Here is a 13,603-nt window from a genome sequence, read left to right as displayed (position 1 = left end):
CTAAATAGCAACGATAGGGATCACGCTGGCTTTGGCAGCGCGTAGCTTGCCACCTTCTGCGTAGTGCGTGCGGACATATTCGTCCACAATGTCTTGAAATTCTTCGGCGATATAGTCACCTTTGAGGGTAACGGTTTTTTCGCCATCGACAAATACTGGTGCGACCGGGGTTTCGCCCGTGCCTGGTAAGCTGATGCCGATATTAGCCAGCTTGGATTCCCCCGGCCCGTTGACCACGCAGCCCATGACGGCTACGTTGAGGGTTTCTACGCCAGGGTACTGTGCACGCCAAACCGGCATCTGGTTACGCAGCCAGGTCTGGATTTGCAATGCTAGTTCTTGGAAATAGGTGCTGGTGGTGCGTCCACAACCTGGGCAAGCGGTCACCAAGGGCGTAAACGAGCGTATGCCCATGGTTTGCAGGATTTCCTGCGCTACCACCACTTCCTTGGTACGGGATTCGCCAGGCTCAGGCGTGAGTGACACGCGTATGGTATCGCCTATACCTTGTTGCAGCAAAATGGCCAGGGCAGCGGTGGAGGCGACCACGCCTTTTGAGCCCATACCTGCTTCGGTCAGGCCCAGATGCAAAGGGTAGTCGCAACGTTTGCCAAGCTCCTGATACACCAGGACCAGGTCTTGTACATTGCTCACTTTGCAAGAAATAATGATTTGATTCGGGTTTAACCCCAGGTCAACCGCTTGTTGCGCGCTTTCGAGTGCAGACTGGATCAAGGCTTCACGCATCAAGGCATCGGCAGATAAAGGATTGGCGGCTTTGCCGTTGTCATCCATCATTTGTGCCATTTTTGCCTGGTCCAGGCTGCCCCAGTTCACGCCGATACGCACGGCCTTTTTGTAGTGTATGGCGGCTTCAATCATGGCGGCAAACTGTTCGTCACGCTTGCTGCCCTTGCCGACGTTACCAGGGTTGATACGGTATTTGGCCAGCGCTTCAGCGCAGTCAGGGTAGGCTTGCAGCAACTTGTGGCCGTTAAAGTGAAAGTCACCCACCAGCGGTACATTGCAACCCAAGGCATCCAGGCCTTTGCGAATCGTGGAGACCTGTGCAGCGGCTTCAGCGCTGTTGACGGTGATGCGTACCACCTCTGAGCCGGTTTGCCACAGCTCATAGACCTGGGCAATGGTGGCTTGTGCATCTGTAGTATCAGTATTGGTCATGCTCTGCACGACGACAGGGGAGACGGTCGTGCCATCCAGGCCGCCACCGACTGCCACATGGCCGACCATTACCTGACGGGTGTTTCTACGGGATATCATGGTTATTTCAATTGAATGCGTGCCACGCGGCCACGGGTGGCCTGTGTTAAATCATAAGGTTGGTTATCAATCGTCAACTGGGTGCCGCTGGCATGGCCTACAGTAATATTGACTGGTTTTTCGGTGGTGACCTGGCGCTCGGAACCTGCAGGCATGACTTCGCTAAAGACTTTTTTACCTTGCAGGTCTTCAATACGCACCCAGGAGTCTTCATTGACTTTAAATACCAGGCTGGCTTTTTGCGGCTCGGTTGCCTGCAAGGTGGTGCCTTCTGCTGCCTGCGTGGTGGCTGGCGTCGGCGTGCTGACAATGGTGTTATTTGTCACCGCGTTGTTCGCAGGGAATGCAGTTGCTGCATTTGCGGTTGCATCATTGCCAGTCGTCGCTGGAGTAACTGCAGAATTATCTACGGCTGCTGGGCTGGCATCTACATTTTGTGCCGCCGGAGCCACTGGGGCAATGTCAGTTGGCGCAGGCGCAGCTTCAGGCACCGGAATCGGAATTTCCTGCCCGGTGGTCTCAGCAATCTCATCCACATCCAAGGCCAAAGCCGCATCTTTTAAAGCTTGTGGCTTGATATGGTTAATATAAAAATAGGCTGCAATGCCTGCCAATACCAGGAAAATCAGGAATGTCAGCAATCGTTGCGGACGGAATCCTGGCGCTGGCTGATCTATCACTGACCGACTGGCGTTGGAGCGCACGCTCAGTGGCAGGGGTGCTTTATTGGGCACAATGCGTTGATAGGCTTCAAGAATCGGGTTGACGTCAATGTTGAGCAGGCGGGCGTAATTGCGAATAAAGCCACGCACAATGCTTGGCTGTGGTAGCTTGTCAAAATCATCCTGTTCAATGGCCTGGATCTGTTTGAGGCCTAGTCTCAACTGGCTACACACTTCATGAATGCTCAGGCCTTGCGCCTCACGCGCTGCTTTCAGCACGTTGCCGCAACCTGAGCCATAGGCCAGCGTGGCACTGGCGGGTTGTGGCGCGCTTTCCAAGGCCATGGCTGCGCCATATTCTTCGGGGGCGTCCGGGTGCTCGGCAGTGGTGGCCTGCGTTACATCACTGCTGGTTTGTAGCTGCTGGCTTTCCATGTCGTGGCTTTTCATGGCCTGATTCTCTATGCCCTGGCTTTCCATGGCGACCTGATAGGCCTGGTCGGAGGCGGGCTCGGTCACCGTTTTGCGTTTGCGACCACGTTTAGGTTTGTCTGCTGCCTCTGCCGGTACAGGGTTGACGTTGGTTTTGTCTTCTGACGTCACGCGCATTTACTCCATTTTCAGCAATTGTTTGGTTTCGTTGGCATTCGGGAACAATTTATGCAATTGAACGCTGTAGTAGCTGGCATCATCCGGCATGTGTAATGCCCGGCAAATGCGTACTGCCAAAAATAATGACTCTGGTGTGGGGGCAACGTTCACACTATTTTGCAAGGTATTCAGTGCCAGTGCCGGTTCGCCACGTGAAAATTGCAGGTTAGCCAGTTGATAAGCACTGGTGTGTGCTAACGGATCAACTTGCAAAGCCTGGAAGAAATAGTTTTCTGCCTGTGTTTTTTGCTGTGCCCGCAACGCACACACGCCAGCGTTGTACAGCGCCACTTGCGGAGTTTTGTAGAGCGGGTTTTTCACCGCCTGCATAAACTCTTTTTGTGAGGCGTCATATTTGCCCTGGTCGCACAAGAAGCGGCCATAATTATTATGTGATTCAGAGTTAGCCGGTTGCAACTGGATAGAGCGTTTAAACGCTTCTTCAGCTCGGCCTTGTTCGCCAATCGCCGCATACACCAGGCCCAGGCCATTGTAAGCCAGCGCATAGTTTGGGCTGCGCTCAATCGCGGTGTTAAATTCTTCCAGTGCCACGTCGTAACGTCTGAGGCGGAAATACTCAGCCCCTAACTCTGTATGCACGCGTGCAGACTCCACATCGCCAGTTTCGCGGCCTATGGGTTGCTGGTCATACGGAGAATTGTTGCTATTGGACGACGGGTTTTGTGCACAACCAGTCAGCCACAGCGCAGAGGCCAAGGTAAGCATGACCGCGGATGGCGTGAAGAGGGTTGTTTTCATGGCTTACTGTTCCGGATGAATCGCGATGGTTTTTTCTGTACGTTTGGTTTTGTCCAGCACTTTGCCTGCGAGCTGTCCGCAGGCAGCATCAATATCATCGCCACGCGTTTTACGCACGGTGACGACAAACCCAGCCTGCATTAACATATCACGAAACGCGCGTACCTGCATCGGTTTGGAGGTGCCGTAACCGCTGTTAGGGAACGGGTTAAAAGGAATCAGGTTAAATTTGCACGGCATATTGCGCACAATATTAATCAGTTGCTTGGCATGTTCCAGTGTGTCGTTCACACCGTCCAGCATCACATATTCAAACGTCACAAAGTCGCGCGGTGCCTTGACCAGGTAGCGCTCGCAGGCGGCCATCAGGTCTTTAATCGGGTATTTCTTGTTGATAGGCACGATTTCATCACGCAACGCGTCGTTAGGCGCATGCAAAGACACCGCCAGTGCCACCGGACAGTCTTCTTTCAGGCGATCCATGGCCGGCACCATGCCGCTGGTCGACAAGGTCACGCGACGGCGGCTGAGGCCGTAGGCGCTGTCATCGAGCATGATTTGCATGGCGGTGACCACGTTGTCGTAGTTGGCCAGCGGCTCGCCCATACCCATCATCACCACGTTGGAGATAATGCGTTCGCCGGGCGGCAGCAAATCGTAGCCTGGCGCCTGGCGCAAAGCGTGATTAGCGATCCATAACTGGCCGATAATTTCGGAGACGTTTAAGTTGCGGTTAAAGCCCTGGCGGCCGGTACTGCAAAACGTACATTCCAGAGCACAGCCGACCTGGCTGGAAATGCACAATGTGCCACGGTCATCTTCAGGGATAAAGACGGTTTCTACGCTATTGGCGGTGCCGTCTTTAAGATTGTTGGTGCCGACCAGCCATTTGCGAGTGCCATCATCAGACACTTGCTCCAGCTGAATGTCAGGCAATTTGAATTCGGTTTCCTGGCGCAGTTTTTCGCGCAGGGTTTTGGCAATATCGGTCATCTGATCGAGGTCTAGCACCCCGAAATGATGCATCCAGCGCATTAATTGCTTGGCGCGAAAAGGCTTCTCGCCGAGACTTGCAAAGTACTCGGCGAGTTGCGGTTGGTTAAGATTGAGTAAATTAACCAAGTGTATTTCCTAATTCGATATCACTGAAACGTCGATGCAGACGAAACTTGAATAATTAACCGAAGAAGTATTTGATTTCGATCGCTGCATTTTCCAGTGAGTCGGAACCGTGCACAGCGTTCGCATCAATGCTTTCAGCAAAGTCAGCACGGATAGTGCCTGGCGCTGCATCTTTAGGGTTGGTTGCACCCATCAGTTCGCGGTGTTTCAACACAGCGTTTTCGCCTTCCAGCGCTTGAATCATCACTGGACCGGAAATCATGAACTTCACCAGGTCGTTGAAGAAAGGACGCTCTTTGTGCACAGCGTAAAAGCCTTCAGCTTCAGCTTGTGTCAATTGCGTGAATTTAGCAGCCACGATTTTCAAACCGGCGTTTTCAAAACGGGTGTAGATTTGACCAATCACGTTTTTTGCAACTGCGTCTGGTTTGATAATGCTGAGTGTGCGCTCTAAAGCCATGAGAACTCCAATAAGTTAATTAACAAGAAAACAAACGAGCATTCTACTATTTTTAACGTGATTGATAAACCGCATTGATATATCTAAGTGATGACTTTTGTCAGTTTATTGCTTTAAATAGCAGGCATTCATTGCTTTATTTTTTTTATCTATCCAACATAGATGTTTTATGATGTGTTGGTTTCCAACGATCACGTGTATATTCGTTTTCAATAAATGGACGATCAAAACGAGAGACCTCATAAGCCATGACAAATCAACAAGACAGTATGCATGCATGCCCGGCCTGTGGCTTGCTATGTGACGATATTTCGGGGGATGCCATTGCCAGGCAGCAGTTTTCGTGTGGCAAGGCAGCAAAATTCTATGCGCGGGTAAGCACGGGCGCACAACCACAGATTGCCGGACGCGCTGCGTCGCTGACAGACGCGGTTACTGCCGCGGTTGCCGTGCTCAAGCAGGCAAACACACCACTGGTGGCTGGCAGTAGTACCGATGTGCATGGCGCGCGCGCCTTGGTGCGCCTGGCCCAGCACACAGGTGCAGCGATGACGCACATGAACGCCAGCAGCACGCTGCGCAATATGAAAGTGTTGCAACACCGCGGCTGGCAGACGACGACGCTGACTGAAGTGCGTAACCGTGCAGATGTGATTCTGATGATAGGCACCGATGTGGTGACCCACAATACGCGTTTCTTTGATCGCGTCGTTTGGGTTGATGACGCCATGTTTACCGATCCTGCTGCGCGCAAGATTATTTACCTGGGTGGCGATAAGTTGAGCACCAAGCCGGGGATCTCACCGGATGGCCGTGCGCCGGAAGTAATCGCGTGTGCTGCTGAGCATTTGCCTGAAGTAGTAGCGACTTTGCGTGCATTGGTAATGGATAAGCCAGTCACGGCGGCCTCAGTTTCCGGTATTGCCGTCAGCACGTTAAAAACACTGGCTGACACCTTGAAGGCAGCTAAATATGCCACGCTGGTCTGGGTATCTAAAGATTTGCATTACGATCATGCTGAACTCACCATTGAAAATATTACCGAAACCGTGGTCGCGCTCAACCAGAAGAGCCGCGCCATGGGTTTATCTATGGGCGGTAGCGATGGCGACACCAGCGTCAATTATGCGCACACCTGGCTCAACGGCGTCATTATTGACGCACCAGAGTGGGAAAGTCATGATGCAGTCGTCTGGGTAAATAGTTATAGCCCGGACGCCATGCCGCCGGCTGGCACGGGGCCGGTCATCGTGCTGGGTGCTCCTGACAGCCAGTTTGATGTCACGCCTGCTGTGTTTATTCCAGTGGCGACGCCTGGCCTCGATTGCAATGGCCAGCAGTTCCGTGTTGACGGTTCCGTGACCCTGCCGCTGACTGCCGCCAAACCTTCTGATTTACCGACTTTATCGCAAGTGGTGGCCCTGATAGAAGCCCAATTACAAGGAGATTTGGCATGATTACGCTACTCAAGAATGCCAAAGTGATAGACCCGGCCAACCATAAAGATGGGGTGGTGCAGGATATCTATATTCGCGATGGCCGTATTATTGCCAAACCGGCTGACAGTGAAAAAATCGGTCAGGTGCACGACCTGAATGGCAAGATTGTCATGGCTGGTGCCATTGATATGCACAGCCATATCGGCGGCGGTAAAGTGAATATTGCGCGTATGCTGCTGCCAGAATATCAGGCCATGCGCCGCCTGGAAGAGCCTGAGGCACATATTTGCGGCGCCAACTGTAGCCATCACGCCACGCCAAACACCACAGATACTGGCATGCGCTATATCGAAATGGGCTATACCGCCGCGTTTGAACCTGCCATTTTGGCCGTCAATGCGCGTCAGGCACATATGGAAATGGGTGATACGCCCATGATCGATAAAGGCGGCTACGCCATGTTGGGTAACGACGATTACTTTTTACGTTTGCTGAGCCAGAATGCCGACCAGAAAACCATTAACGACTACGTGGCCTGGACGCTGCATGCGACACAAACCATAGGCATTAAAGTGGTTAACCCGGGCGGTATTTCTGCCTTTAAATTCAATGTGCGTCGCCAGGATTTAGATCAGCAGCACAGCCATTACCACATCACACCGCGCCGTATTCTGCAGGCTTTGAGTCGTGCGGTGAACGAGATTGGCATTGCCAAGCCTTTGCATGTGCACTGTAATAACCTGGGCGTGGCGGGTAACTTCCAGACCACTTTAGACACCATGGGCGCTAGCGATGGCTTACCCATGCATCTCACGCATATCCAGTTTCACAGCTACGGCACAGAGGGCGATAAAAAGTTTTCTTCTGCGGCAGCCAATATTGCTGAAGCGATCAATAGCAATAAGCATATTACTGCCGATGTGGGTCAGATTCTGTTCGGGCAAACCGTGACCGCCTCTGGCGATAATATGATGCAACATTTGAACGCCAAAGTCGCCAATCCGAAAAAATCGGTGATTATGGACATTGAATGTGATGCCGGTTGTGGTGTGGTGCCGTTTAAATACCGTGACCAGAACTATGTGAATGCCTTGCAGTGGGCGATTGGGCTGGAAGTGTTTTTGAGTGTGGATGACCCTTGGCGCGTGTTCCTGACCACTGACCATCCGAACGGCGCGCCGTTTACCAGCTATCCGCACCTGATTCGTTTGCTGATGGATAAAACCTTCCGTAACGATGCGTTTGACAAGCTCAACCTGGATGCGCAAGCCATGAGTAACCTGAAGTCACTGGACCGTGAATATAGTTTGTATGAAATCGCCACCATGACGCGCTCAGCGCCAGCCAAATTGATTGGCCTGCAAGACCGTGGCCATCTGGGCGTAGGCGCGGCAGCGGATATTACGGTGTATACCGACCAGGCCGACAAAGAAGCCATGTTTGCCAAGCCAGACTTGGTATTTAAAGACGGCGAGCTGGTGGTGAAAGAGGGTAAAGTGGTGAAAGTGGTATGGGGTGCAACGCATACTGCCAAGCCAGCATTTGATGTCGGTGTGGAAAAAGACATCAAACAGTATTTTGACCGCTACCACACCATGCAAATGAACAACTTCAAAATTTCGAATGACCATATTGCGGAAGATGGCCGCAATCATGTCATTAACCATGCGCAGGGGTAATTATGGTGATTAACGGAGTAGAGATAGACGATACCTTTGCCGAAGCATTCAATATGCGTGGCACGCGTATCCTGATTACCGCGCAAAACCTGCGCTGGGCTTATAACGCTGCCAATGCCATGACTGGCTTTGCCACCAGCGTGATTGGTTGTGGCGTAGAGGCGGGCATAGAGCGTGAGTTGACTGAGGACGAAACGCCAGATGGCCGTCCTGGCCTCAGCGTACTCATGTTCGCCATGGGTAGCAAAGTGCTGATGCAACAGCTGGAAACGCGTATGGGGCAATGTATCCTCACTTGCCCAACGGCGGCGGCATTTGCTGGCATTGAGTCAGAGGACATGATCAGCCTGGGCAAACATTTGCGCTTTTTTGGCGATGGTTACCAGGTGTCTAAACAAATCCCGGATGCGAATGGCAAGCTCAAACGCTACTGGCGTATTCCGGTCATGGATGGCGAATTTTTGACCGAAGAAACCACTGGCATGGTGCGCGCCATTGGTGGCGGCAACTTCCTGGTGTTGGGCGCCAGCCAGGCGCAAGTGCTCACGGCCTGTGAAGCGGCGATTGATGCCATGCGCAAGTTGCCTAATGTGATTATGCCGTTCCCCGGTGGTGTGGTGCGCTCCGGCTCCAAGGTTGGTAGCAAATATCCCAAAATGTTCGCCAGTACCAATGATGCCTTCTGCCCGACACTCAAAGGTGTGGTCAAGAGCGAGCTCGATCCACGTGTAGAAAGCGTGATGGAAATCGTGGTCAATGGCCTGACGTTTGAAGATATTGCTGTTTCCATGAAAGCCGGGATTGAAGCGGCTTGTAGCCTGGGCAAAGATAATGGCATTTTGCGTATTTCTGCCGGTAACTATGGCGGCAAGTTAGGCCAGCATCACTTTAAGTTACGCCCAATTTTAAGCGGGGAGGTCAGCGCATGAGCCATATCACTTTAACGGCGAAAGCCGTTTCACGTAGCGTTGATTGTCGCGCTTTGTTGCCAGAAGCCTTGCAAGGCAAAACAGTGGCTGAGATTGCAAGCATCAAACTGGCCGCTAACCTAAGTGTGGCGGATGTGTTTGAAGTCAGCGTAGACACTGCTTCAGAAGCGGCGGCGGTGACTTTTAAAAACACCACGTCTGCCCATCAATACATAGGCTTTGGTATGACTACCGGCCAAATCAGCGTGACAGGCGATGCCGGGGACTTTTTAGGCGCGCAACTGCAAAATGGCGTATTGATTTGCACAGGCAATGTGGGGGCGCGTGCGGGTGACCGTATGCGCCGCGGCATGTTGCTGATTGAAGGTAATGCCGGTGATTATTGTGGCTCTGACATGATGGCGGGCACGTTGGGCGTGCTTGGCACCACGGGCGCTCACCTTGGCTATGGCATGAAGCGCGGTACTTTGTTATTGGCTCACAGGCCTGCCGAGCAAGCGACCTGGGTAGACTGCGGGTTCCATAAATTACCTTTCCTCAATATTCTGTATAAGTCTTTCAAGCGGCTGGATAGCCGTTTTGCGCAGATCAGCAGCCAACGCGTGCAGCGCTGGATGGGCGATATGGGTGGCCTCGGCAAAGCCGAAATCCTGGTGATTCAGTCCTGATGGGCTGTTTTAACGATGTGAGATGAACGGGCCTGGTGCCCGTTTTTCTTTTTGCATCAGGGGGTTACAGTGGTAAAATCGCGCTTTTGAAATAAAGCCCGTGTTGAAATGAGCCAATACCTCACCGCCGCCCTCTACAAATTTGTCACGCTGGATGACTATCAAGACCTGCAACAACCGATTTTGGCAGCCTGCCAGAATCTGCATATCAAAGGCACCTTGTTGCTGGCCAAAGAGGGGATTAACGGCACCATTGCCGGGGCGCCGGACGATATCCGCGCCATTCTGGCACACTTGCGCCAGGATCCACGCCTGGCTGACCTGGAACATAAAGAGTCCTGGGCCGACAGCCATCCGTTTTACCGCATGAAGGTCAAGCTGAAAAAAGAAATCGTCACCATGGGCGTGCCCGAGGTAGACCCGAATCTGGTGGTTGGCACTTATGTGAAACCAGAGGACTGGAATGCGATTATTTCTGATCCCGATGTGATTGTGCTCGACACGCGCAACGATTACGAAGTGCATATTGGTACGTTTAAAAATGCAGTAGACCCGAAAACGACCACCTTCCGTGAGTTTCCCAAATACGTGGCAGATAATCTCGATAAAACCAAACACAAAAAAGTGGCCATGTTCTGCACCGGTGGCATCCGCTGTGAAAAAGCCTCTTCTTATATGAAGCAACAGGGCTTTGAAGAGGTCTACCACTTGCAAGGCGGTATCCTCAAATACCTGGAAACCATTCCTAAAGAACAAAGCCTGTGGGAGGGCGATTGCTTTGTGTTTGACCAACGCGTCGCCGTGAAACATGGCTTGGAAGTGGGCGATCATGACCAATGCTATGCCTGCCGCATGCCGCTCACTCAAGAGGAAATGCAAAGCGAGCAATACGAAGCGGGTATCTCTTGCCCTTATTGCTTTGACAAACTCTCTGCCGATAAAAAAGAGTCGCTACGCGAGCGCCAGAAACAGGTCAAACTGGCGAGGTTACGTGGCCAGAGTCATATTGGCGATGCACAAAAACATCACGACTAAGCTCACGCCGCGATATTCGCGGCGGCTTTTTTTGTAGAGCACTATTTAAAATAATTATATTTATGCTAAATTAAGGCGCTACATTAGACCATCAAGACATCAGTCAAAAGCTCTCAGATAAGGAGATTGTGATGAAGTGCCCTGCCATCCTGGCCAATGAACAATCAAGGTTGCAAGCCTTGTATGACCATGGTTTAAATAGTGAAGGGTTGGTGAAAAGCCTGGATCCTGTGGTCCAGATTGCTGCCCGTATGTTTGATATGCCGGTGGCTGCTGTCAATATGATAGGCAGTGACCATGTCTTTTTTGCCGCAGTCACCGGTGTCGGTGAAGTCGATATGCGGCGTGATGTCTCTTTTTGCGCCCATGCCATCAATCAGGTAGAAGTCATGGTGGTACCTGATGCCAGACAGGATGAGCGCTTTCATGATAATCCGCTAGTCACTGGCGAGGCGCAATTGCGGTTTTATGCCGGCGTCCGTTTACTTTCGCCCGATGGCCTGGCGCTAGGGGCCTTGTGTGTGGTGGATAGTCGGCCGCGTTTTGACTTTTCTCCTGATGATCAACGTCGCTTGCAGGAACTGGCACAGATGGTCTCAGACCGGCTGGAGCTCAAGCGTATTGAAACCCAGACCAACCGTTCCCGTCCCGATTTTGCTTCTTATGCCGGGCATTCTTCTACACCGGTGGTCTGGTTTAATGACCACGGCCAAATCACTGCCTGGAACACGGCTGCCGCACAATCTCATGGTTATAGCCTGGCTGAAGGTATTGGGCAGCCGGTTGAAATGCTGCTGGTCGAACGTGACCGCGCAGCGTTTCGCGACATGGTCTCGCGTGCAGTAACGGCCGGGTCCCTTGATGACCTGGATATGTCTTTTGAAGCACGCGGTTTACGTAAAGGCGGCGGTGAGTTTCAACTGGGCTTCTCGCTGTTTGGCTGGAAAGCCGACGGTGAAATGCGCTTTGAGGTCATCCTGAAAGATATTACTGCACAGCGATTGGCCGAGCCTGAAACGGATCAGCAGAACACGGTGGATCCATTGACTGGCCTGGCGAACCGCGCCAGGTATTATCGCGTCGTCGAAGACGCGATTGTTGCCAATATCCCGATTGCAGTACTCATGATTGACCTGGATAGCTTCAAAGATATCAATGACACCTTGGGCCATGCCTGCGGCGATAACCTTCTTAAGGAAATGGCTCACCGCCTGAGCGAGATGGTGGGTGCAGCAGGCGTGGTGGCACGCATAGGTGGCGACGAATTTGCGATTGTGCTGCTTGATGTCGCCAGCCCTGAGTACGCGCTAGCGCTTGCAGAGCAGGCCATTAACCTCATTGCGCAGCCAATTGTGATGCATGAAGACGAAGTGCGTGTGATTGCCAGTTGCGGCGTGGCGCTGGCACCTGTGCATGCACACGAAACCCTGGAATTGGTGAGTGATGCTGACCTGGCCTTATTTAAAGCCAAAGCCATGGGGCGAGGGCGTGCCTGTGTGTTCAGCCCAGTATTGCGCCTGGAGGCTGTCGCCAGGCGCTTGTATGCCATGGAGCTGTATCGCGCAGTGAATGAAGGCGAATTCCTGCTCTATTACCAGCCCCAAGTGAACCTGACGACCGGCACGGTGACGGGCGCTGAGGCATTGATCCGCTGGCGCCACCCAAAGCGTGGCATCCTGGCCCCCATTTCGTTTTTACCTGCGCTTGAAAATGGTACGCTGGCAGCCACCGTTGGCGCTTGGGTGCTGGATGAAGCCTGCGCGCAAGTGGCTTATTGGCGCAGACATACAGGCGCTGAGTTGCGTATCGGCGTCAACCTGTTTGGTGCGCAGTTCCAGGCGGGGGATTTATATGCCGAGGTGGTCTCCACGCTGGCGAGGCATGGTCTGCCGCCTTCTGCGCTATAGCTAGAAGTGACAGAAAATATTGCCCTTGATGGCGATGAGGTGGTGCTGAATATTCTGCACAGGCTGAAAGCCTATGGCGTTGGCATTGCGTTTGATGATTTTGGTACCGGATACGCATCGCTCAGCCTGCTCAAAACCTATCCACTGACGCGTATTAAAATTGACCGCAGCTTTGTGCAAGGCATGCTGGAGCAAAAGAAAGACGATTCCGTGGTCAGTGCGACGCTGGACATTGCGCATGCTTTCGACCTGCAAGCGATTGCTGAAGGCATAGAGACCCAGCCGCAATATGAGTATTTGCGCGCCAAACGCTGTGAAGAAGGGCAGGGCGAGTTATTCGGTAAGCCCATGCCTGCCGATCAGTTTGCGCAACTGATCGGGCTTAACCAATATTCATCGGCGGCTTAACCTATCCTTGCCGGGCAGGCTCTCTTTCTGGCAACATTGCGGACGAATGGTCCACGACAATATCTCAGGGAGAGAACATGAAACTGTTAGATAAACTTGCCGGTGAGCACGCGTCATTGCCGCCAAAGTTCACAGGCAAAGCCATCCTCATGGCTGGGTTGGGCGGCATGATTGCCATCAGTATTGCCGCGCTGATGAGTGCGCGCCTAGATCAGTTGCTGGTGCTGGGGTCATTTGGCGCGTCATGCGTCATTTTGTTTGCTTACCCGGATGCACCGTTTGCCCAGCCACGCAATGTGATTGGTGGCCACTTTTTAAGTTCGTTGATCGGTCTGCTGGTCGTGTCTCAACTGGGCGTTGGTTGGTGGGCGCTAGGGATTGCGGTAGGCCTTGCGATTGCGGCCATGATGTTCACCCGGACCGTGCATCCTCCTGCAGGTTCTAATCCAGTTATCGTCTGGTTGATCGCCAGCCAGGGTGCCATTAGCTGGCAGTTTTTGTGGTTTCCCACCCTGTTTGGCGCCATTGTCATCACCGTTGTTGCGCTGATATATAACAACCTCACGCGTGAGGGGAGCTATCCCAAATACTGGTTTTAAATCA

At 52.6% G+C, this 13,603-nt stretch carries 11 protein-coding genes and 1 pseudogene; 7 read left to right on the top strand and 5 right to left on the bottom strand.

Features of this window, described 5'->3' with window-relative positions:
• From ispG to ndk, 5 genes are read right to left on the bottom strand one after another with little or no spacing between them, the layout of a single operon-like run.
• Positions 1 to 1,281 carry a flavodoxin-dependent (E)-4-hydroxy-3-methylbut-2-enyl-diphosphate synthase gene (ispG, locus tag ACIDE9_RS07750; RefSeq protein ID WP_411993967.1) on the bottom strand — a complete coding sequence of 427 codons (1,281 nt, stop codon included), beginning with the start codon at positions 1,279 to 1,281 and terminating at the stop codon, positions 1 to 3.
• A gap of 2 nt (positions 1,282 to 1,283) precedes the next feature.
• Entirely contained in the window at positions 1,284 to 2,552 is a 1,269-nt protein-coding gene (locus tag ACIDE9_RS07745; protein ID WP_411993965.1) for a helix-turn-helix domain-containing protein, read from the bottom strand.
• Positions 2,553 to 3,353 (bottom strand): type IV pilus biogenesis/stability protein PilW, encoded by an 801-nt coding sequence (pilW, locus tag ACIDE9_RS07740; protein WP_411993963.1) that lies wholly within the window; start codon positions 3,351 to 3,353, stop codon positions 2,553 to 2,555.
• Positions 3,354 to 3,356: 3 nt separating this feature from the next.
• Positions 3,357 to 4,475, bottom strand: a complete 1,119-nt coding sequence (gene rlmN, locus ACIDE9_RS07735) for a 23S rRNA (adenine(2503)-C(2))-methyltransferase RlmN (RefSeq protein ID WP_411993961.1) — start codon at positions 4,473 to 4,475, stop codon at positions 3,357 to 3,359.
• A gap of 55 nt (positions 4,476 to 4,530) precedes the next feature.
• Positions 4,531 to 4,935, bottom strand: coding sequence for a nucleoside-diphosphate kinase (ndk, locus tag ACIDE9_RS07730; RefSeq protein ID WP_055825381.1), 405 nt, complete (start codon positions 4,933 to 4,935; stop codon positions 4,531 to 4,533).
• 248 nt (positions 4,936 to 5,183) lie between these two features.
• On the opposite strand from ndk, the gene ACIDE9_RS07725 reads away from it, so the two are divergent.
• The 7 genes and pseudogenes from ACIDE9_RS07725 (at position 5,184) to ACIDE9_RS07695 (ending at position 13,599) form a co-directional block, all read left to right on the top strand.
• Positions 5,184 to 6,392 (top strand): formylmethanofuran dehydrogenase, encoded by a 1,209-nt coding sequence (locus ACIDE9_RS07725; RefSeq protein ID WP_411993959.1) that lies wholly within the window; start codon positions 5,184 to 5,186, stop codon positions 6,390 to 6,392.
• Positions 6,389 to 8,053 carry a formylmethanofuran dehydrogenase subunit A gene (locus ACIDE9_RS07720; RefSeq protein WP_411993957.1) on the top strand — a complete coding sequence of 555 codons (1,665 nt, stop codon included), beginning with the start codon at positions 6,389 to 6,391 and terminating at the stop codon, positions 8,051 to 8,053. Before ACIDE9_RS07725 ends, ACIDE9_RS07720 begins: the two co-directional genes overlap by 4 nt.
• A gap of 2 nt (positions 8,054 to 8,055) precedes the next feature.
• Positions 8,056 to 8,982 carry a formylmethanofuran--tetrahydromethanopterin N-formyltransferase gene (gene fhcD, locus ACIDE9_RS07715; RefSeq protein WP_194753447.1) on the top strand — a complete coding sequence of 309 codons (927 nt, stop codon included), beginning with the start codon at positions 8,056 to 8,058 and terminating at the stop codon, positions 8,980 to 8,982.
• A complete protein-coding gene (locus ACIDE9_RS07710; RefSeq protein ID WP_411993955.1) occupies positions 8,979 to 9,650 on the top strand; it encodes a formylmethanofuran dehydrogenase subunit C in 672 nt (223 codons plus the stop codon). The genes fhcD and ACIDE9_RS07710 overlap by 4 nt, the downstream gene beginning before the upstream one ends.
• Positions 9,651 to 9,758: 108 nt before the next feature.
• A complete protein-coding gene (locus tag ACIDE9_RS07705) occupies positions 9,759 to 10,685 on the top strand; it encodes a rhodanese-related sulfurtransferase (RefSeq protein WP_411993953.1) in 927 nt (308 codons plus the stop codon).
• A 131-nt stretch (positions 10,686 to 10,816) separates the two neighbouring features.
• Positions 10,817 to 13,000 (top strand): annotated as a pseudogene (locus tag ACIDE9_RS07700) (putative bifunctional diguanylate cyclase/phosphodiesterase).
• 77 nt (positions 13,001 to 13,077) lie between these two features.
• Positions 13,078 to 13,599 (top strand): HPP family protein, encoded by a 522-nt coding sequence (locus ACIDE9_RS07695; protein ID WP_411993951.1) that lies wholly within the window; start codon positions 13,078 to 13,080, stop codon positions 13,597 to 13,599.
• Positions 13,600 to 13,603 lie beyond the last annotated feature (4 nt).

It is taken from the genome of Methylophilus sp. 'Pure River', assembly GCF_046765995.1.
GTDB lineage: Bacteria > Pseudomonadota > Gammaproteobacteria > Burkholderiales > Methylophilaceae > Methylophilus.
This window is presented reverse-complemented; position numbering and strand designations above follow the sequence as displayed.